Origin of the sequence: Pseudomonas citri (assembly GCF_025336485.1) — a bacterium.
In the GTDB taxonomy this organism is placed as follows: domain Bacteria; phylum Pseudomonadota; class Gammaproteobacteria; order Pseudomonadales; family Pseudomonadaceae; genus Aquipseudomonas; species Aquipseudomonas citri.
Genome location: NZ_JAODAB010000023.1, coordinates 16945 through 35827, shown reverse-complemented (window position 1 = coordinate 35827; position 18883 = coordinate 16945). Strand labels below are relative to the sequence as shown.

The window sequence follows — 18883 nt, the reverse complement described above, 5'->3', positions numbered from 1 at the left end:
CATTATGTCGGCGACTCAAAATTACGGCACTGGCCGTCGCAAGACTGCAACCGCACGCGTTTTCCTGCGTCCGGGCACTGGTAACATCTCCATCAACAACCGTTCCCTGGATCGTTTCTTCGGTCGCGAAACTGCCCGCATGGTAGTTCGTCAGCCGCTGGAACTGACCGAGACCGTTGAAAAGTTCGACATCTACGTCACTGTTATCGGTGGTGGTGTAAGTGGTCAGGCTGGCGCAATCCGCCACGGCATCACTCGTGCCCTGATGGACTACGACGAAACCCTGCGTAGCGCCCTGCGTAAAGCTGGCTACGTGACTCGCGATGCTCGCGAAGTTGAACGTAAGAAAGTTGGTTTGCGTAAAGCGCGTAAGCGTCCGCAGTACTCGAAGCGTTAATTCGTTTCCGCTTTCAAGAAAACGCCCAGTTCCTCACGGAGCTGGGCGTTTTTTTTATGGGTGAAATAAATGCTCTGTGACAACTTGCCACATCCGTAGAGGCCCTATACTACAAGGCTTGGCGGTTGGGCCGCTTGGTAATTACCTTGTCAGAATTGGGGCTTTTCATTACCATTCGGCAAAATTTTTATAAGTTCAGATTTTTACTTAGTAGACGCCTGATCTAACAGGCCACAAAGCTGATGGGAGAGGACTGAATGAGCAATGACGGCGTGAATGCAGGCCGGCGTCGCTTCCTGGTAGCAGCCACATCCGTGGTGGGTGCTGCAGGAGCGGTGGGGGCTGCGGTCCCGTTCGTGGGGTCATGGTTTCCCAGTGCCAAGGCGAAAGCTGCAGGTGCTCCGGTGAAAGTGAATGTCAGCAAGATCGAGCCAGGCCAGCAGATGATTGCTGAATGGCGCGGCCAGCCGGTGTTCATCGTCCGCCGTACTGAGGAAATCCTGGGGAATCTGAAGAAGATCGAGGGTCAGCTGTCCGACCCTTCCTCCAAGAACTCGGTCCAACCGGAATACGTCAATCCTGAAACGCGTTCGATCAAGCCGGAAGTCCTGCTACTGATCGGGATCTGCACGCACCTGGGTTGCTCGCCAACATTCCGTCCCGAAGTGGCGCCTGCCGATCTCGGCAAGGATTGGGTCGGTGGTTATTTCTGCCCTTGCCACGGCTCCCACTACGACCTGGCTGGTCGCGTCTACAAGTCGCAGCCTGCGCCTCTGAACCTGCCAGTTCCCCCGCATTCCTATGAGTCGGACGACATCATTGTCATCGGCGTCGACACGGAGAAAGCGTGATGAGCAAATTCATGGATTGGGTCGATGCGCGCTTTCCCGCGACCAAGATGTGGGAAGACCATCTCAGCAAGTACTACGCTCCGAAAAACTTCAACTTCTTCTACTTCTTTGGTTCCCTCGCCCTGCTCGTTCTGGTCAACCAGATCGTCACCGGTGTCTGGCTGACCATGAGCTACACCCCGTCGGCGGAAGAAGCATTCGCTTCCGTCGAATACATCATGCGCGACGTCGAGTACGGCTCGATCCTGCGCCTGCTGCACTCCACCGGCGCTTCGGCGTTCTTCATCGTGGTCTATCTGCACATGTTCCGTGGCTTGCTCTACGGTTCGTATCAGAAGCCGCGTGAGCTGGTATGGGTCTTCGGCATGCTGATCTACCTGGCGCTGATGGCTGAGGCCTTCATGGGCTACCTGCTGCCTTGGGGTCAGATGTCCTACTGGGGCGCCCAGGTGATCATCTCGCTGTTCGGTGCGATCCCGGTCATCGGTAACGACCTGACCCAGTGGATCCGTGGTGACTACCTGATCTCGGGCATTACCCTGAACCGCTTCTTCGCCCTGCACGTGGTGGCCCTGCCGATCGTCATTCTCGGCCTGGTGGTGCTACACATCCTGGCGCTGCACGAAGTTGGCTCGAACAACCCGGACGGCGTGGACATCAAGAAACACAAGGACGAGAACGGCGTACCGCTGGATGGCATCGCCTTCCACCCGTACTACACCGTGAAAGATATCGTCGGCGTAGTGGTCTTCCTGTTTATCTTCTGCTCGATCGTGTTCTTCTTCCCGGAAATGGGTGGCTACTTCCTCGAGAAGCCGAACTTCGAACAGGCGAACGCCTTCAAGACACCTGAGCACATTGCCCCGGTCTGGTACTTCACGCCGTTCTACGCGATTCTGCGGGCGATTCCAGACAAGCTGATGGGCGTCATCGCCATGGGCGCGGCCATCGCCGTGCTGTTCGTACTGCCGTGGCTGGACCGCAGTCCGGTCAAGTCGATGCGCTACAAAGGCTGGCTGAGCAAGATCTGGCTCGTGGTGTTCTGCGTCGCGTTCATGATCCTGGGTGTGCTAGGTGTACTGGCGCCGACCCCGGAACGTACGCTGCTGTCGCAAGTGTGCACCTTCCTGTATTTCGCCTACTTCATTCTGATGCCTTTCTACACCAGGCTCGAGAAGACCAAACCGGTTCCGGAAAGGGTGACTGGCTGATGAAAAAGTTATTTGCTGTACTGATTCTTGCTGCTATGCCTGTGCTGTCCTTTGCGGCTGAACACGGTGGTCCGGAGCTGGAAAAAGTCGACATCGACGTTTCCGACAAGGCTGCCATGCAGGACGGCGCGCGGACGTTCGCCAACTACTGCATGGGTTGCCACAGTGCCAAGTTCCAGCGCTATGAGCGTGTGGCCGATGACCTGGGCATCCCCCATGAGCTGATGCTTGAGAAGCTGGTGTTCACTGGCGCCAAGCTGGGCGACCACATGAACTCTGGCATGCAGCCCGCAGACGCCAAGACCTGGTTCGGCGCTGCGCCACCCGACCTGACCCTGGTGGCGCGTGTGCGCGGTACCGATTGGCTCTACGGTTACCTGCGTTCGTTCTATGAAGACCCGGCGCGTCCATGGGGCGTGAACAACAAGGTCTTCCCGAACGTCGGCATGCCAAACGTCCTGGTCGGCCTGCAGGGTCGCCAAGTGGTAGGTTGCAAACAGGTTCAAGTCGTCGAACACGGCAAGAAGCAATACGACCCGCTGACCGGCACCGCCTTGACCCATGAGGCTTGCGATCAGTTGACCGTGGTGCCGAACTCCGGCAGCCTGACGCCTGAGCAGTTCGACGAGAAGGTCAAGAACCTGGTGACCTTCCTGGCCTACTCGGCCAACCCGGTGAAGCTGGAGCATCAGCGCATCGGTACCTATGTATTGCTGTACCTGGCGTTCTTCTTCGTATTCGCCTATCTGCTCAAGCGTGAATACTGGAAAGACGTGCATTGATAAAGCTGTAAGCCGTTGCTGTTAATCGCGCGCGCCCAAGGGCGTCTCTGAAAGTGTAACGAGCCTGGTCGACCAGGTGTTACGGGAGACGCCCTCTGGGCGCGCGCGCTTTTCCGTTTTTCGATAATTTCAACAAGCGAGGAGGATCGCCATGGGCGTGACCAATCGGTTGGCCTGTTACTCCGACCCCGCCGACCACTATTCCCACCGGGTACGCATCGTACTGGCAGAGAAGGGTGTCAGCGCCGAGATCATTTATGTCGATGCGGGTCGTCAGCCGCCGAAGCTGATCGAGGTGAACCCTTACGGCAGCCTGCCCACGCTGGTCGATCGTGACCTGGCATTGTGGGAGTCGACCGTGGTGATGGAATACCTGGATGAGCGTTATCCGCATCCGCCTTTGCTGCCGGTGTATCCTGTCGCGCGCGCCAACAGTCGTCTGTTGATCCATCGTATCCAGCGTGACTGGTGCGGGTTGGTGGACCTGATCCTGGACCCAAAGACCAAGGAGCCGGCACGGGTTGTGGCGCGTAAAGAGTTGCGTGAGAGCCTGACGGGCGTATCGCCGCTGTTCATCGACAAGCCGTTTTTTCTCAGTGAGGAACAAAGTCTGGTGGATTGCTGCCTATTGCCCATACTCTGGCGTTTGCCGATTCTGGGTATCGAACTGCCACGGCCCGCCAAGCCGTTGCTTGATTATATGGAGCGCCAATTTGCGCGTGAGGCTTTCCAGGCGAGTCTGTCTGGTGTCGAACGCGACATGCGCTAAGGCTTAGGGAGCCGCTATGAACTCCAGTCGACCTTATCTGGTCCGCGCGCTCTACGAGTGGATTGTGGACAACGATTGCACCCCGCACATGCTGGTCAATGCCGAGTACCCGTCGGTACAGGTGCCGCAAGGGTTTGCCAATGACGGACAGATTGTCCTGAACGTATCGCCGGTTGCCGTGCGTCATTTGCACATGGACAACGATGCGGTCAGTTTCGAGGGGCGCTTTGGTGGCGTACCGCATACGTTGTATGTGCCTATTGCGGCGATCCTGGGGATTTATGCCCGGGAGAACGGGCAGGGCATGGTGTTTGAGCTTGAGGCGCCGCTGGATGGCGAGGATGAGTACGAGGCGGATGATGATCTGCCGCCACCGGATGATGAGCCGCCGCGGCCTAGTGGGCGGCCTAGTCTTAAGGTGGTGAAGTAGGGGGAGCGGGTGTTTGCGGTGGGATTTGTGTGTATAGCCGTTTCTTCGGTAACGGCTGCTTAGGGTTCCGCCCTGACGGCGGCTCACTTTTTTTCAAACGCCAAAAAAAGTAAGCAAAAAAGGCTTCGCCCCACCACTGGGCACCTCGCCTCGGCGAGGTGTTCCCTCACTCCGGCATTGCTCCGTGGGCCCGCCGCGAAGGGCCCTCCATGGCCCAGCGCGGCTATCCCGGCATCCATGCCGGGATGCCCACTGCGCAACGCCTGCGTTCGGCCCTTGTGGTTAATGGGGCGCCTAAGATCAAGATCAAGATCAAGATCAAGAGCCAAAGCGAGGCGGTCTAACGGCCGGCCTGACTTTTCCGGCAGTACCTGAATCCACCTGTGGGAGCAAAGCTTGCTCGCGAGGCGGCCTAGCGCCGATCAATCTCCTGCGGTTGTACCCCGATCTCATTGTAGGAGCGAGCCTGCTCGCGATGGCGGCCTGGTAGCCAAGCTATCTCTCAAGGAATCATCCCTGATGAAGCGAATGTCGTGGCCGAACAGCCCTGGATTGCGACACCCATTCCTGTGCTTTCAGATAAATGTTCAACCTGACCATTTTGCCCGCGCAACCCCACACATCCTTGCGCCTTTGCCTACAACTACGCCAGAATCCGCCCGCTTGTGCGCCTTGTCCCTGGGTTCTATTGTCTTGCCTGCCACTGCTCATCAGTGGTCGGGTTTAGTAGCCCGGTAATTGCAACGGTTGCATGAGTCTCATCAGTCAGGCCTTCGCCTGCACTTGATGGTGGCTGTGCGCATGGCGCCTTCGGGTGCGCCGGGTTTTCCGTTGCCTTACCGGTCTACTAACTTGCGCACAGCTGCCTCCTTTCGTTTAGTAGCGAGACGGTAGCTGCCTACTAAACTTAAGGGAACGTAAAAATGTACAAAATAACTCCGAATCCCCCAGAAACAGATTCCCCCTCGCAGTCCGCAAAATCCAAAGCCAAGAAGCAAGACGAAACTACCCAACGCGTGCTTGATCACTACTTACTGCCGAAGCCGGATAAATCCCAAGACACGCCAAAACCGGGCCAGGTATTCACCGTCGTGAAAGGCCTCGATAACGAATGCCTGCTCGCCAACCTCAGCGAAACCCTGGCCTCGGCGGACGCCATGGCCAACGAACTCGCATTCGACCTGGACGGCTCACGGCGTCATTTGGCGCTTGGCATTCAGCAGTTGATCGAGCTGAGTTCGCTACTGGCCAACCAAGTGCTGGATAACGTCGACCCGCGATAGCGTCAGGTCAGTAGCATTGATGTTGACTGGGGCACCGTCATCGCGAGCAAGCTTTGCTCCCACAGTGAAATTCTGGCACAGCCGGGAGAGACAGCCCGGCCGCCAGGCCGCCTCGCTTTTGCTTTGCTTTGCTTTGCTTTGCTTTGCTTTGGCTTTTGATCTTGAGCGCCCCATTAACCACAAGGGCCGAACGCAGGCATTGCGTAGTGGGCATCCCGGCATGGATGCCGGGATAGCCGCGCTGGGCCATGGATGGCCCTTCGCGGCGGGCCCACGGAGCAATGCCGGAGTGAGGGAACACCGAGCCTTGGCGAGGTGCCCAGTGGTGGGGCAAGAGCGCTTTGGTTACTTTCGCGCTTTTCGAAAGTGACCCGCCGTAAGGGCGGAACCCCAAGCAGCCGTTACCGCAGAAACGGATATACACACCAACCAATCAAAAAAAACGGCGCTCCCCCCATACGAAGAAGCACCGTTTTTCCAGCCAAGCCAAGCGCAGCAGCATCAAGAACCGCAACTACCCTCAGTCAATATACTCAAACAACTTCACGATCTTCTGCACCCCGGACACCCCCTGCACCAGACTGGTTGCCTGGGCAGCCTCCTGCTTGGTCAGCAACCCCAGCAGATAAACGATGCCATTCTCAGTTACAACCTTGATACGCGAACCAGGAATGCTGGCGTCGGTGAGCATCTGGGTCTTGATCTTGGTGGTCAGCCAGGTGTCGTTCTGGCGCGCCAGCAGCGAGGAGGGCTGCAACACCTGCAGTTCGTTATGCACGGTCTTGACCCGTTGCACGGCGCTGGCGGCCTGCTCGGCCTTGGCCTTGAGGTCGGCACGCGGGGTCTGGCCGGCCAGCAGCACCACACCGTTGAAGCTGGTGACGACGATGTGCGAGTTGTTGTCCAGATCCGGGTCGGCCTTGGCGATGTTCACGCCGGCCTTGGTTTCGATCAGCGAGTCGTCGATCTTGCTACCGAAGGTGCGGGTGCCGCGGTCATCTTCGATCGGTGCTTCCCGGCTGGCGTTAACCACCGAGGTACAGCCGCTGATGCCAAGGCACAGGGTCAGGGCCAGAAGGCCGAGGCGATTAGGGGTCATTCTTCACTCCCGAACAATTGGCTGTCGATCAAGTCGCAAAGGCAGTGGATCGCCAGCAGGTGGACTTCCTGGATACGTGCGGTGACATTGGCCGGTACGCGAATCTCGACGTCTTCAGGCAATAGCAGCGATGCCATGCCGCCGCCGTCTCGACCGGTCAATGCTACGACAATCATTTCGCGATCATGTGCGGCCTGGATCGCTTGAATAATATTGGCTGAATTGCCGCTGGTGGAGATCGCCAGCAGCACGTCGCCGGGCTGGCCCAGGGCGCGGATCTGTTTGGAAAAGACTTCGTTGTAGCTGTAGTCATTGGCGATCGAGGTGATCGTCGAGCTGTCGGTGGTCAGGGCGATGGCCGGCAGGCTCGGGCGCTCGCGCTCGAAGCGATTGAGCAGCTCCGATGAGAAGTGCTGGGCGTCGCCGGCTGAACCGCCATTACCGCAGGAGAGCATCTTGCCCTCGTTGAGCAGTGCGTTGACCATCACTTGGCTGGCTTGCTCGATGTGCGGTGCAAGTACGTCCATCGCCTGCTGCTTGGTGTCGATGCTGGCCTGAAAAAGCTGGCGGATTCGCGATTGCATGTCCATCTGTGTGACCTTAAGTGGCGCGGCTTATCGACACAAACCTGTGCGGCGCGCAAAGCAAAGAGCAAAAATTGGGTGAAGGTGTCCGGCGTGGCTCGTCATGGGCGCTGGGCCTTCAGCTGTCGAAGGCGTTTTGCAGCCAGTTCAACTGCTCGGCGCTGCTGTCGATGGCCACCACGTCGAAGCGGCAAGGGTGATCGGCCCAGCGAGACTCGCGTTGCAGGAAATACTGTGCGGCGAAAACCAGCTTGCGGCGCTTGCGCTCGTCGATGCTATCGAGGGCGCCACCCCATTGGGTATTTTTTCTGTAGCGGACTTCGACGAATACTACTGTATCGCCGTCAAGCATGACCAGATCAAGCTCGCCGCGTTTGCACAACCAGTTTTGCGCCAGCAGCCGCAGGCCTTGTTGCTCGAGATGCGCGAGGGCCAGGCCCTCGGCATCTCGTCCGCTTTGCTGGCGTGACCGCTCAGGCATCAGCGCTGGGTGTCCGGCAGACGCTGCACCTGGCCGTTGGCGAACTCCGCCCATGGCAGCTGCCGCTGCACGCGCTGGGATTGGGATACCGCCAGGCTGCCCGACAGGCCTTCGATGCGACTGTCCGGCAGTGTCTTGAGCTGGCCCAGGCGTGGAGCGAGGCGATAGGCGTCTACGCCCAGCGCGTACAGTCGGCCCAGGGGGCCGCCCGCCTGGGGCCATTGGGCGGTGACTTGCTTGCGCAGCGGGTCGTTGGCATCCAGCAGCCAAGGGGTTTCACAGAAACGGATGCCGTTCATGTCGCTGTACTGGTTCTGGTCGCCGCTGGCGCTGTACACCAGGGACGTTGCGTAGACCGGCACGTCGCCCGCGTACTGGAAGTTAAGCGTTGGCTTGATCTGCTGGGCTTGCTGCGGAGTCGACGCGAGGAAAATGAACTCGATGTCCTGGCGGCGGGACGGTTGCGCCGCGACGGTGGTGCCGACGGTGTTTTGCAGGCTCTTGGCGCGACCTTCGCTCTGGCGCAGTTGGAACATGTCGGCGATCTGCTGGGCCAGTTGCACCGGCTGGTCGACCCGTTCAATGGCGACGACGGTGCCGCCGTTGGCCTGCCAGTCCTGGCTGAAGGCCTTCAGGATGCGATCGCCCAGTTCGCCTTTCGGTACCATGGCGGCGGCGCGATGCAGGCCGTCGGCGCGGGCGCGACGGGACACTTCACGGGCTTCATCCTCGGGCGCGAGGCCAAACTGGAATAGCTGCGGTGGGTTCTGCGGGCTTTCGCTGTAGTTGAGCGCGAGGGTTGTGATCGGCAGTTGCGCACGGGCGCTGATCTGTTTGACCAGTGGTTTTTCCAGTGGGCCGACGACCAGTTGTACGCCGTCGGCCTGGGCCTTGCGATAGAACTCATCCATGGAAGTCAGGCTGGAGCTGTCATAGAGCTGGATGCTCGGCGGCTTCTGCCCGGCCTGTTGAGCCTGATAGTGCGAGGCCATGAAACCTTCGCGCAGGGCCTTGGCGACCGATGCCAGGGGGCCGTTCTGTGGCAGCAACAGGGCGATCTTGCTCAGGGGTTGGCTCGCCAGTTCCTTGAGCTTGACCAGTGGGGTAGGCAGTTGCTGGGCGGCGGGGTGCTTCGGATTCTGTTCGCGCCAGTGGTCGATGGCGGCTTGCTGCTGTTCCAGGGTGCCGGCGGTCTTCACGGCACGGGCCAGGGTCAGCCAGCCGCCGAGATCGTCGTCGGATGTCGGTTGCAACTGGTCAGTGGGGAGCGAGGCGATCAGCGACCAGATCGCTTCGTGGTTCTTCGCCGCGGCGTCATCCTTGAGCAGCGGGGCGATGAAGATTCGCTCCTTCGCCGCCGCCAGGGTCTGGCCATCGGCCTCGAGGGCGCGGGCGTGGACGGTGCCGGTGCGAACCTGTTGCTCCGCTGGCATTTCGCTCAGGTGCTGCTGGCTGGGATGACTCAGGGCGGTCAAGGCGGCCTTGGGCTGGTTGCGTGTCATCGCCAGTTCAGCCGAGAGCGTGCTGGCAAAAATCTGCTGGCCGGGTTTGAGCTGTTCCATCGACACTTGCTGCAGGATCTGCGCAGACTGGCCGGCATTGCCCTGGCGGTAGGCCTGGTCGGCGGCACTCAGGCGCAGCAGGGCGGCTTTTTCCGGGTCCTTGCTTTGGGCGGCTTGTTCGAGCAACTGCTCGATACTGGCGTCCGGGGTCCGTGGAAGTTCGCCAAGGCTGGACGAGGGCGAGCTGGCGCAGGCTGCCAGGAGGGCAGCGAGACAAAGGGCGGAGAGCAGCCGCAGGCAAGCGATCATGTAAATGTCCTGATACGAGATCAAATTAGCGTCGAATTGTACCCAAGCGCTGGCCGGGGCGCGATGTCGGTGGTGTGAATCGGTCGATTTAGGTATTTCAAACAGTGCGGCACAGCACAAAAGGCAGGTATTGCCCTGTGGCGAGGGAGCAAGCTCCCTCGCCACAATGGTTGATGTGAACAGCCGAGGCGGCCTGCACACGCTACAATGGCGCTTTTACCGAACATGAGGTGTGCGTTTTGACTGCTCCAGGTGCTTTGAATTCCGCTGCCGGCTCGCTGTACGTGGTGGCGACGCCCATCGGCAACCTGGACGACATCAGCGCCCGGGCGCTGAAGATCCTGCGCGAGGTGGCCTTGATCGCCGCTGAAGACACCCGCCACTCCCAGCGCCTGTTGCAGCATTTCGGCATTGCTACGCCGTTGGCCGCCTGCCACGAACACAACGAGCGGGATGAAGGCAGTCGGTTCATCACTCGACTGTTGGCGGGGGATAACGTCGCGTTGATTTCCGATGCCGGCACGCCGCTGATTTCCGATCCTGGCTATCACCTGGTGCGCCAGGCTCGTGCAGCGGGCATCAATGTGGTGCCGGTGCCGGGCGCGTGCGCCTTGATCGCGGCACTTTCGGCGGCAGGCCTGCCGTCGGACCGTTTCATTTTCGAAGGCTTCCTGCCTGCGAAGGCAGTTGGACGGCGAACGCGCCTGGAGTCCATAAAGGAAGAGCCGCGCACGCTGATCTTTTACGAAGCGCCGCACCGTATTCTTGAATGCCTGCAAGACATGGAGCAGGTGTTTGGTCCCGAGCGCCCTGCGTTGTTGGCCCGAGAGCTGACCAAGACCTTCGAAACCCTCAAGGGCTTGCCGTTGGCGGAGCTGCGGGCGTTTGTCGAAAATGACGGCAACCAGCAGCGCGGCGAGTGTGTGGTGTTGGTGGCGGGCTGGACGGCGCCGGACAGTGAGGAGGCTGTCAGCAGCGAGGCGATGCGCATCCTGAACCTGCTACTCGAGGAAATGCCGCTCAAGCGTGCGGCCGCCCTCGCTGCGCAAATCACCGGTGAGCGCAAGAACGTGCTGTATCAGGTCGCGCTGGACCAGCAAAAGGCCCGGTAAAACCGGACAGGTAGCGTGGCAAAAGGCTTTTAGCGCTTGTTCTTCGGGCGCTCTGCCGTTAACCTTCGCGGCGGAGAGTCGATCGGACAGTCGCTGCCCTCTATGAAAATTAGGGGGGGGAGGAAAGTCCGGGCTCCATAGGGCGAAGTGCCAGGTAATGCCTGGGAGGCGCGAGCCTACGGAAAGTGCCACAGAAAATAACCGCCTAAGCGTTTCGGCGCCGGTAAGGGTGAAAAGGTGCGGTAAGAGCGCACCGCACGGCTGGCAACAGTTCGTGGCTAGGTAAACCCCACTTGGAGCAAGACCAAATAGGGTCCCAAGGCGTGGCCCGCGCTGGGACCGGGTAGGTTGCTAAAGATGTCCAGTGATGGCCATCGTAGACGAATGACTGTTCAAGACAGAACCCGGCTTACAGATCGACTCTCCACCTTTCCCCACCCTGCCAGAATCAAAGGCAGAGGCAGTTCCTAATACCAAAAAAATCTTACTCTTAATAAATCACTTTAACTTGTGCGCGCAGCCTCCTGTGCTCTCTCGGGTTGTGGTGAAAATTCCTACGTCAGATTCTTGTTGGCCCTCCTGAAACGCTCCTAAATCTCCGATCTATAAGGCTTTTCCTTCAATGCGCGCCTTGACGGTGCGGTGGGCGCATTCCTATAGTGTGCGCAAGTGGCGGAAAGTGGCATGAAGTGGGTTTTTTTGAAGGTAAACCGCCCAAAAGTGGAGAAACGCAGACGTGTTTCGCGGAGCTAACGCTATCAGTCTCGATGCCAAAGGCCGGCTCGCCATGCCAAGCCGGTATCGTGACGAGCTCGTTTCGCGAAGTTCGGGGCAATTAATCGTCACGATCGACGCTGTTGATCCATGTTTATGCGTTTACCCCCTTGATGAGTGGGAAATCATCGAAACCAAACTGCGCGCACTGCCTTCGCTGCGGGAAGAAAACCGCCGTCTGCAACGCTTGCTGATTGGCAACGCCGTCGATCTCGAACTCGATGGCAGTGGTCGTTTCCTGGTTCCGCCGCGTTTGCGCGAATACGCCAAGCTGGACAAGCGCGCGATGCTGGTAGGCCAACTGAACAAGTTCCAGCTGTGGGACGAAGATGCCTGGAATGCGGTTTCTGCCGCTGACCTCGCTGCTATTCAACAACCGGGCGCCATGCCTGATGAACTGCGTGATTTGATCCTGTGACTATTGATAGCGGCTTTAACCACATCACCGTACTGCTTGACGAAGCCGTCGAGGCTCTCGCCGTACGTCCTGATGGCTGCTATCTGGATGGCACGTTCGGGCGGGGTGGGCACAGCCGGCTGATCCTCAGTAAGCTCGGTCCGGACGGACGGTTACTGGGATTCGACAAAGATCCTCAAGCGATTGCCACCGGGCAAGCGCTAGCGGCCGAAGACGGCCGCTTTGTCGTTGTGCAGCGCAGCTTTGCCGAGTTGGGTGCGGAAGTTGCCGAGCGTGGCCTGCACGGCAAGGTCAGTGGCGTGCTGCTCGACCTGGGTGTGTCGTCTCCGCAGTTGGACGACCCTGAGCGCGGCTTCAGCTTCCTCAATGACGGTCCGCTGGACATGCGCATGGATCCGTCTCGCGGCATCAGTGCCGCCGAATTCGTCAACACCGCTCCGGTGGAAGAAATCGCCCGTGTCTTCAAGGAGTACGGTGAAGAGCGTTTCTCTGGCCGCATGGCCCGTGCCGTGGTCGAACGACGTGACATCAAGCCCTTCGAGCGCACCGGCGACCTGGCCGAGGTGTTGAAGGTGGCCAATCCGGCCTGGGAGAAGGGCAAGAACCCGGCGACCCGGGCTTTCCAAGGGTTGCGCATCCACGTCAACAATGAACTGGGCGATCTCGAAGTCGGCCTCGAAGCGGCGCTCGACGCGCTGGAGGTGGGTGGGCGCCTGGTGGTGATCAGCTTCCACTCCCTGGAAGACCGCATCGTCAAGCTGTTCATGCGCAAGCTCACCAAGGGCGAAGCCGATAACCTGCCGCGCAACCTGCCGGTGCGTTTCGAAGCCTTCGTGCCGAAAATCAAGATCCATGGCAAAGCGCAGTTCGCCTCCGAGGCCGAACTCAAGGCCAATCCTCGCGCCCGTAGCGCGGTCATGCGTGTCGCGGAGAAGTTGCGGTGAGCAAGCTCTTCGCCAAGCCCCTGCCCGGCGGCAGCTTTTTCATGTTGCTGTTGTTTATCGGCGTGCTCGTATCGGCCATCGCCGTGTCTTATAGCGCGCACTGGAACCGGCAGTTGCTCAATACCCTCTACAACGAATTGAGCGTGCGCGACAAGGCGCAGGCCGAATGGGGGCGGTTGATCCTGGAGCAAAGCACCTGGACGGCCCACAGCCGCATTGAAGTGCTGGCCACCGAACAATTGAAGATGCACATTCCCGGCGCGGCCGAAGTACAGATGGTGGCGCCATGATGAAGCTCGAAGGGGCCTTGTTCCCGTGGCGGTTCCGTCTGGTCCTGGGGTTGCTCGGGATCATGGTGGCGGCCATTTCCTGGCGCATCATCGACCTGCAAGTGGTCGACCGTGACTTCCTCAAGGGGCAGGGTGATGCGCGCAGCGTGCGGCATATTCCGATTCCGGCCCACCGTGGCCTGATCACCGACCGCAATGGCGAACCCCTGGCCGTGAGCACGCCGGTGACCACCCTGTGGGCCAATGCCAAGGAAATGCAACTGGCCAAGGAGAAGTGGCCGGCGCTGGCCGCTGCCCTCGGCCAGGATCCCAAGGCGCTGGCCGAACGCCTCGAAGCCCAGGCCAACAAGGAATTCATTTACCTGGTGCGCGGCTTGACCCCCGAGCAGGGCCAGAGCGTGCTCGACCTGAAAGTGCCTGGTGTCTACGGCATCGAAGAGTTCCGGCGTTTCTACCCGGCCGGTGAAGTCACCGCCCATATGGTCGGCTTTACCGACATCGATGATCGAGGGCGGGAAGGGGTCGAACTGGCCTATGACGAATGGCTCGCCGGGGTCGCCGGCAAGCGCCAGGTCATCAAGGACCGGCGCGGCAGGCTGATCAAGGATGTCCAAGTCACCAAAAACGCCAAGGCCGGCAAGCCCTTGGCGTTGTCCATTGACCTGCGCCTGCAATACCTGGCCAACCGCGAGCTACGCAATGCCATCGTCGAGAACGGTGCCAAGGCCGGCAGCCTGGTGATCATGGACGTGAAGACCGGCGAGATCCTGGCGATGGTCAACCAGCCGACCTACAACCCGAACAACCGTCGCAACCTGCAACCGGCGATGATGCGTAACCGCGCGATGATCGACGTGTTCGAACCCGGTTCTACCATGAAAGCCGTGTCCATGGCCGCTGCCCTGGAAACCGGGCGCTGGAAGCCGAGCGATACCGTCGAGGTGTATCCGGGCACCCTGCAGATCGGCAAGTACACCATTCGTGACGTGTCCAAGACCGAAGGCCCGGTGCTCGACCTGACCGGCATTCTGATCAATTCCAGTAACGTGGGCATGAGCAAGATCGCCTTCGACATCGGCGGTGAAACGATCTATCGCCTGGCTCAGAAAATCGGCCTGGGCCAGGACACCGGCCTGGGCTTCCCGGGCGAACGGGTCGGCAACCTGCCGAACTATCGTGACTGGCGCAAGGCGGAAACGGCGACGTTGTCCTACGGCTACGGTGTTTCCGTGACCGCGATCCAGCTGGTCCACGCGTTTTCCGCGCTGGCGAACAACGGGCGTATCGCACCGCTGACCCTGATCAAGACCGACAAGCCGCCGCAGACCACCCAGGTGATTCCGGAAAACGTTGCCAAGACCATGCAAGGGATGCTGCAACAGGTGATCGAGGCGCCGCGTGGAGTTTATCGCGCCCAGGTGCCGGCCTATCACGTGGCCGGCAAGTCGGGTACGGCCCGCAAGACTTCCGTGGGCACCAAGGGCTACGCCGAGAATTCCTATCGTTCGCTGTTCGCCGGTTTCGGCCCGATGAGCGACCCGCGCTACGCCATCGTCGTGGTCATCGACGAACCAAGCAAGGCCGGCTATTTCGGTGGCCTGGTCTCGGCGCCGGTGTTCAGTAAAGTCATGTCCGGCACCCTGCGCCTGATGAACATCACCCCGGATAACCTGCCGCCGACCCAGCAGGCGAGCACTGCTCCGGTCGTCCCCTTGAAAGCCGATGGAGGGCGTGGCTGATGTCCCTGAGCCTGAACAAGATCTTTGCCCACGCCGGTCACGACCTGCTGATTCGCGAATTGGCCCTGGACAGTCGCAATGTCCGCGCCGGCGACCTGTTCCTGGCCGTGCCGGGTGCGCGCTTCGATGGTCGCGCCCACATCGCCGATGCTTTGCAGCGCGGCGCGGCTGCCGTGGCTTATGAAGTGGAAGGCGCGACCGTGCTGCCGATCACCGACGTCCCGTTGATTCCGGTCAAGGGGCTCGCCGCGCAACTGTCGGACATCGCCGGGCGTTTCTATGCCGAACCGAGCCGTCACCTGAACCTTATTGGCGTAACGGGCACCAACGGCAAGACCAGCGTCAGCCAGCTGGTGGCCCAGGCCCTGGATTTGCTCGGCCAGCGTTGCGGCATCGTCGGGACCTTGGGCAACGGCTTCCATGACGCACTGGAAAGTGGCCTGCACACCACGCCGAACGCGGTTGCCGTGCAGGCGACCCTGGCTGACCTGAAGAAGGCCGGTGCCAAGGCCGTCGCCATGGAAGTTTCTTCCCATGGACTCGATCAGGGGCGCGTGAGCGCGCTGGCGTTCGACGTCGCGGTACTGACCAACCTGTCTCGCGATCACCTGGATTACCACGGCACCATGCAGGCCTACGGCGAAGCCAAGGCCAGGCTGTTTGCCTGGAATGACCTGAAGTGCCGAGTCATCAACCTTGACGATGAGTTCGGTCGGCAACTGGCCGCCGACAAGCGTGAATCCCGGCTGATCACCTACAGCCTGGAAGACGCCAGCGCCTACCTTTATGTACGCCAGGCGCAGTTCAATGACGAAGGCGTGCGCGCCACGCTGGTTACGCCCCAGGGCGAACATCATCTGCGCAGCACCTTGCTCGGCCGTTTCAACCTGAGCAACGTCTTGGCCGCCGTCGGTGCCTTGCTCGGCCTGGACTACCCGCTGGACGAAATCCTCAAGGTCCTGCCCAAGCTCGAAGGCCCGGCTGGGCGCATGCAGCGCCTGGGTGGCGGTGCTCAACCGCTGGTGGTGGTCGATTACGCCCACACCCCCGATGCCTTGGAAAAAGTCCTGACGGCCCTGCGGCCTCACGCCAAGGGCAAGCTGCTGTGCCTGTTCGGTTGCGGTGGCGATCGTGATCGTGGCAAGCGCCCGCTGATGGCCGAAGTGGTACAACGGCTGGCCGACGGAGTGCTCGTCACCGACGACAACCCGCGCACCGAAGACCCTTCGCAGATTTTCGACGACATCCGCGTTGGCTTCTCGGCGTTGGATAACGTCACGTTCGTGGCCGGTCGCGGCCAGGCGATCGCGCAACTGATCGCCAGCGCCTCGGCGGACGATGTCATCGTCCTGGCCGGCAAGGGCCACGAGGACTATCAGGAAATCAACGGCGAGCGTCACGCGTTCTCCGATCTGGTAGAAGCCGATCACGCCTTGACCGCGTGGGAGGTGGCCCATGCTTAAGGCCCTGAAACTCAGCGAACTGACCGACGCCTTGAATGCCCGCCTCATCGCTGCGGACGCTGCCTTCGACGGCGTGAGCATCGACAGTCGGGCGATTGCACCGGGGCAACTGTTCGTCGCCCTGGCCGGACCGCGTTTTGACGGCCACGACTACCTGGACGAAGTCGCCGCCAAGGGTGCGGTCGCGGCATTGGTCGAGCGGGAAGTGACCAACAGCACATTGCCGCAGTTGCTGGTCAGCGACACCCGCCAGGCCCTGGGCCAGCTCGGTGCGCTGAACCGCGCCGCGTTCGGCAACCCGGTCGCGGCCATCACCGGCTCCAGCGGCAAGACCACGGTCAAGGAAATGCTTGCCAGCATCCTGCGTACGCGGGGTCCGGTCCTGGCGACCCGTGGCAATCTGAACAACGATCTCGGTGTGCCGCTGACCTTGCTGGAACTGGCGCCGGAACACAGTGCCGCCGTCATCGAGCTGGGCGCTTCGCGGCTCGGCGAGATCGCCTACACCGTGGGCATGACCAAACCCCATGTGGCGGTGCTCAACAACGCCGGGACCGCCCATGTCGGTGAGTTCGGCGGCCCGGAAAAAATCGTCGAGGCCAAGGGTGAGATCATCGAAGGACTGGCGGCCGATGGCGTCGCCGTGCTGAATCTCGATGACAAGGCGTTCGACATCTGGAAGACCCGGGCGGCGGGGCGCAAGGTGCTGACCTTCGCCCTGGACAACCGCGCGGCGGACTTCCACGCCAGCGACCTGGACCGCGATGCCCGCGGTTGCCCGGCGTTCAACCTGCACAGCCCGGATGGCGCGGCGCGGGTCCAGCTGAACCTGCTCGGCACCCATAACGTCGCCAATGCCCTGGCGGCTGCCGCTGCGGCCCACGCATTGGGCGTGTCGCTGTCCGGCATCGTCGCCGGGCTGGACGCCGTGCAGCCGGTCAAGGGGCGCTCCGTCGCGCAACTGGCCAGCAACGGCATGCGCGTCATCGACGACACCTACAACGCCAACCCATCGTCCATGTGCGCGGCGGTGGATATCCTCGCCGGTTTCTCCGGCCGTACCGTGCTGGTGCTGGGGGATATCGGCGAGCTGGGCGAATGGGCGCGGCAGGGCCATCACGATGTCGGTGCCTACGCGCGTGGCAAGGTCGATGCGTTGTATGCCGTTGGCCCGATGATGGCCCACGCGGTCGCCGCGTTCGGCGAGCACGCCCAGCATTTCACGACCCAGGCCGAACTGATCCAGGCCTTGGGTGCCGAGCAAGACCCGAACACCACTTTATTGATCAAGGGCTCACGCAGCGCAGCGATGGAAAACATCGTCGCGGCGCTGTGCGGCACCCGTACGGAGAAACATTGATGCTGCTGCTGCTAGCGGAGTACCTGCAACAGTTCTACAAAGGCTTCGCGGTCTTCCAGTACCTGACCCTGCGCGGGATCCTGGGTGTGCTGACCGCGTTGTCGTTGTCGCTGTTCCTGGGCCCGTGGATGATCCGCACCCTGCAGAACCTGCAGATCGGCCAGTCGGTCCGCAACGACGGCCCGCAATCGCACCTCTCCAAATCCGGCACCCCGACCATGGGTGGCGCGCTGATCCTGTCGTCCATTGGCGTGAGCACCTTGCTCTGGGCCGACCTGGCGAACCGTTATGTCTGGGTCGTGCTGCTGGTGACCTTGTTCTTTGGCGCCATCGGCTGGGTCGACGATTACCGCAAGGTCATCGAGAAGAACTCCCGTGGCTTGCCGAGCCGCTGGAAATATTTCTGGCAGTCGGTATTCGGCCTCGGCGCGGCGATCTTCCTTTATATGACCGCCGCCTCGCCGGTGGAGACCACGCTGATCCTGCCGATGCTCAAGGACTACAGCATCCCGCTGGGCGCCGGCTTCATCGTGCTGACGTACCTGGTGATCGTCGGTTCCAGCAACGCGGTCAACCTCACCGACGGCCTCGATGGCCTGGCGATCATGCCGACGGTCATGGTGGGCGGTGCGCTGGGGATCTTCTGCTACCTGTCGGGTAACGTGAAGTTCGCCGAATACCTGTTGATCCCGTATGTCCCGGGGGCAGGCGAGCTGATCGTGTTCTGCGGTGCGCTGATCGGCGCCGGCCTGGGCTTCCTGTGGTTCAACACCTATCCGGCCCAGGTCTTCATGGGCGACGTCGGCGCACTGGCGCTGGGCGCGGCGCTGGGCACCATCGCCGTCATCGTTCGCCAGGAAATCGTCCTGTTCATCATGGGCGGCGTGTTCGTGATGGAGACCCTGTCAGTCGTCATTCAGGTTGCCTCCTTTAAATTGACCGGCCGCCGCGTATTCCGCATGGCGCCGATCCACCACCACTTTGAACTCAAGGGCTGGCCCGAGCCACGTGTGATCGTCCGTTTCTGGATCATCACCGTGATCCTGGTGCTGATCGGCCTTGCCACCCTGAAGCTGAGGTAGAAC

At 60.8% G+C, this 18883-nt stretch carries 20 protein-coding genes and 1 other RNA gene; 17 read left to right on the top strand and 4 right to left on the bottom strand.

Annotated elements, in window-relative coordinates; genetic code table 11:
* Window positions 1-4: 4 nt before the first annotated feature.
* From rpsI to N4Q37_RS21375, 8 genes are all read left to right on the top strand, one after another.
* Complete coding sequence (rpsI, locus tag N4Q37_RS21410; RefSeq protein ID WP_260961601.1) at window positions 5-397, top strand: 30S ribosomal protein S9; 393 nt, start codon at window positions 5-7, stop codon at window positions 395-397.
* 257 nt (window positions 398-654) lie between these two features.
* A complete protein-coding gene (gene petA / locus N4Q37_RS21405) occupies window positions 655-1248 on the top strand; it encodes a ubiquinol-cytochrome c reductase iron-sulfur subunit (protein WP_260961600.1) in 594 nt (197 codons plus the stop codon).
* The gene (locus tag N4Q37_RS21400; RefSeq protein WP_260961599.1) at window positions 1248-2459 is read left to right on the top strand and encodes a cytochrome b; all 1212 of its coding nucleotides are present in this window, start codon (window positions 1248-1250) and stop codon (window positions 2457-2459) included. The genes petA and N4Q37_RS21400 overlap by 1 nt, the downstream gene beginning before the upstream one ends.
* On the top strand, window positions 2459-3241 hold the full coding sequence (locus N4Q37_RS21395; protein ID WP_260961598.1) for a cytochrome c1: 783 nt from the start codon (window positions 2459-2461) through the stop codon (window positions 3239-3241). Before N4Q37_RS21400 ends, N4Q37_RS21395 begins: the two co-directional genes overlap by 1 nt.
* A 151-nt stretch (window positions 3242-3392) precedes the next feature.
* On the top strand, window positions 3393-4010 hold the full coding sequence (locus tag N4Q37_RS21390; RefSeq protein ID WP_260961597.1) for a glutathione S-transferase N-terminal domain-containing protein: 618 nt from the start codon (window positions 3393-3395) through the stop codon (window positions 4008-4010).
* Window positions 4011-4026: 16 nt separating this feature from the next.
* Window positions 4027-4440, top strand: a complete 414-nt coding sequence (locus N4Q37_RS21385; protein ID WP_260961596.1) for a ClpXP protease specificity-enhancing factor — start codon at window positions 4027-4029, stop codon at window positions 4438-4440.
* 209 nt (window positions 4441-4649) lie between these two features.
* A complete protein-coding gene (locus tag N4Q37_RS21380) occupies window positions 4650-4784 on the top strand; it encodes a hypothetical protein (protein ID WP_260961595.1) in 135 nt (44 codons plus the stop codon).
* Between the two features lie 579 nt (window positions 4785-5363).
* A complete protein-coding gene (locus tag N4Q37_RS21375; protein WP_260961594.1) occupies window positions 5364-5723 on the top strand; it encodes a DUF6124 family protein in 360 nt (119 codons plus the stop codon).
* Between the two features lie 520 nt (window positions 5724-6243).
* On the opposite strand, the gene N4Q37_RS21370 is transcribed toward N4Q37_RS21375, so the two are convergent.
* The 4 genes from N4Q37_RS21370 to N4Q37_RS21355 all read right to left on the bottom strand — a co-directional run bounded on the left by N4Q37_RS21370 (window position 6244) and on the right by N4Q37_RS21355 (window position 9698).
* Window positions 6244-6822 (bottom strand): BON domain-containing protein, encoded by a 579-nt coding sequence (locus N4Q37_RS21370; protein WP_260961593.1) that lies wholly within the window; start codon window positions 6820-6822, stop codon window positions 6244-6246.
* A complete protein-coding gene (locus tag N4Q37_RS21365; RefSeq protein ID WP_007928463.1) occupies window positions 6819-7412 on the bottom strand; it encodes a phosphoheptose isomerase in 594 nt (197 codons plus the stop codon). The genes N4Q37_RS21370 and N4Q37_RS21365 overlap by 4 nt, the downstream gene beginning before the upstream one ends.
* A 112-nt stretch (window positions 7413-7524) precedes the next feature.
* Window positions 7525-7887: a YraN family protein gene (locus N4Q37_RS21360; RefSeq protein ID WP_260961591.1), complete on the bottom strand. Its 363-nt coding sequence runs from the start codon at window positions 7885-7887 to the stop codon at window positions 7525-7527.
* Complete coding sequence (locus N4Q37_RS21355; protein ID WP_260961590.1) at window positions 7887-9698, bottom strand: penicillin-binding protein activator; 1812 nt, start codon at window positions 9696-9698, stop codon at window positions 7887-7889. Before N4Q37_RS21355 ends, N4Q37_RS21360 begins: the two co-directional genes overlap by 1 nt.
* Window positions 9699-9937: 239 nt before the next feature.
* On the opposite strand from N4Q37_RS21355, the gene rsmI reads away from it, so the two are divergent.
* The 9 genes from rsmI (at window position 9938) to mraY (ending at window position 18880) form a co-directional block, all read left to right on the top strand.
* Window positions 9938-10810: a 16S rRNA (cytidine(1402)-2'-O)-methyltransferase gene (rsmI, locus tag N4Q37_RS21350; protein WP_260961589.1), complete on the top strand. Its 873-nt coding sequence runs from the start codon at window positions 9938-9940 to the stop codon at window positions 10808-10810.
* A 74-nt stretch (window positions 10811-10884) separates the two neighbouring features.
* An RNA gene (gene rnpB, locus N4Q37_RS21345) (RNase P RNA component class A) lies at window positions 10885-11238 on the top strand.
* Between the two features lie 308 nt (window positions 11239-11546).
* Window positions 11547-12002 (top strand): division/cell wall cluster transcriptional repressor MraZ, encoded by a 456-nt coding sequence (mraZ, locus tag N4Q37_RS21340; protein ID WP_003205355.1) that lies wholly within the window; start codon window positions 11547-11549, stop codon window positions 12000-12002.
* Window positions 11999-12946, top strand: coding sequence for a 16S rRNA (cytosine(1402)-N(4))-methyltransferase RsmH (rsmH, locus tag N4Q37_RS21335; protein WP_390897953.1), 948 nt, complete (start codon window positions 11999-12001; stop codon window positions 12944-12946). The genes mraZ and rsmH overlap by 4 nt, the downstream gene beginning before the upstream one ends.
* Window positions 12943-13236 (top strand): cell division protein FtsL, encoded by a 294-nt coding sequence (gene ftsL, locus N4Q37_RS21330; protein WP_260961586.1) that lies wholly within the window; start codon window positions 12943-12945, stop codon window positions 13234-13236. Before rsmH ends, ftsL begins: the two co-directional genes overlap by 4 nt.
* Window positions 13236-14975, top strand: coding sequence for a peptidoglycan D,D-transpeptidase FtsI family protein (locus tag N4Q37_RS21325; protein ID WP_260961666.1), 1740 nt, complete (start codon window positions 13236-13238; stop codon window positions 14973-14975). Before ftsL ends, N4Q37_RS21325 begins: the two co-directional genes overlap by 1 nt.
* Window positions 14975-16438, top strand: coding sequence for a UDP-N-acetylmuramoyl-L-alanyl-D-glutamate--2,6-diaminopimelate ligase (locus N4Q37_RS21320; RefSeq protein WP_260961585.1), 1464 nt, complete (start codon window positions 14975-14977; stop codon window positions 16436-16438). Before N4Q37_RS21325 ends, N4Q37_RS21320 begins: the two co-directional genes overlap by 1 nt.
* Window positions 16431-17798, top strand: coding sequence for a UDP-N-acetylmuramoyl-tripeptide--D-alanyl-D-alanine ligase (locus N4Q37_RS21315; RefSeq protein WP_260961584.1), 1368 nt, complete (start codon window positions 16431-16433; stop codon window positions 17796-17798). Before N4Q37_RS21320 ends, N4Q37_RS21315 begins: the two co-directional genes overlap by 8 nt.
* Window positions 17798-18880 (top strand): phospho-N-acetylmuramoyl-pentapeptide-transferase, encoded by a 1083-nt coding sequence (gene mraY / locus N4Q37_RS21310; RefSeq protein ID WP_260961583.1) that lies wholly within the window; start codon window positions 17798-17800, stop codon window positions 18878-18880. Before N4Q37_RS21315 ends, mraY begins: the two co-directional genes overlap by 1 nt.
* Window positions 18881-18883: the final 3 nt, after the last annotated feature.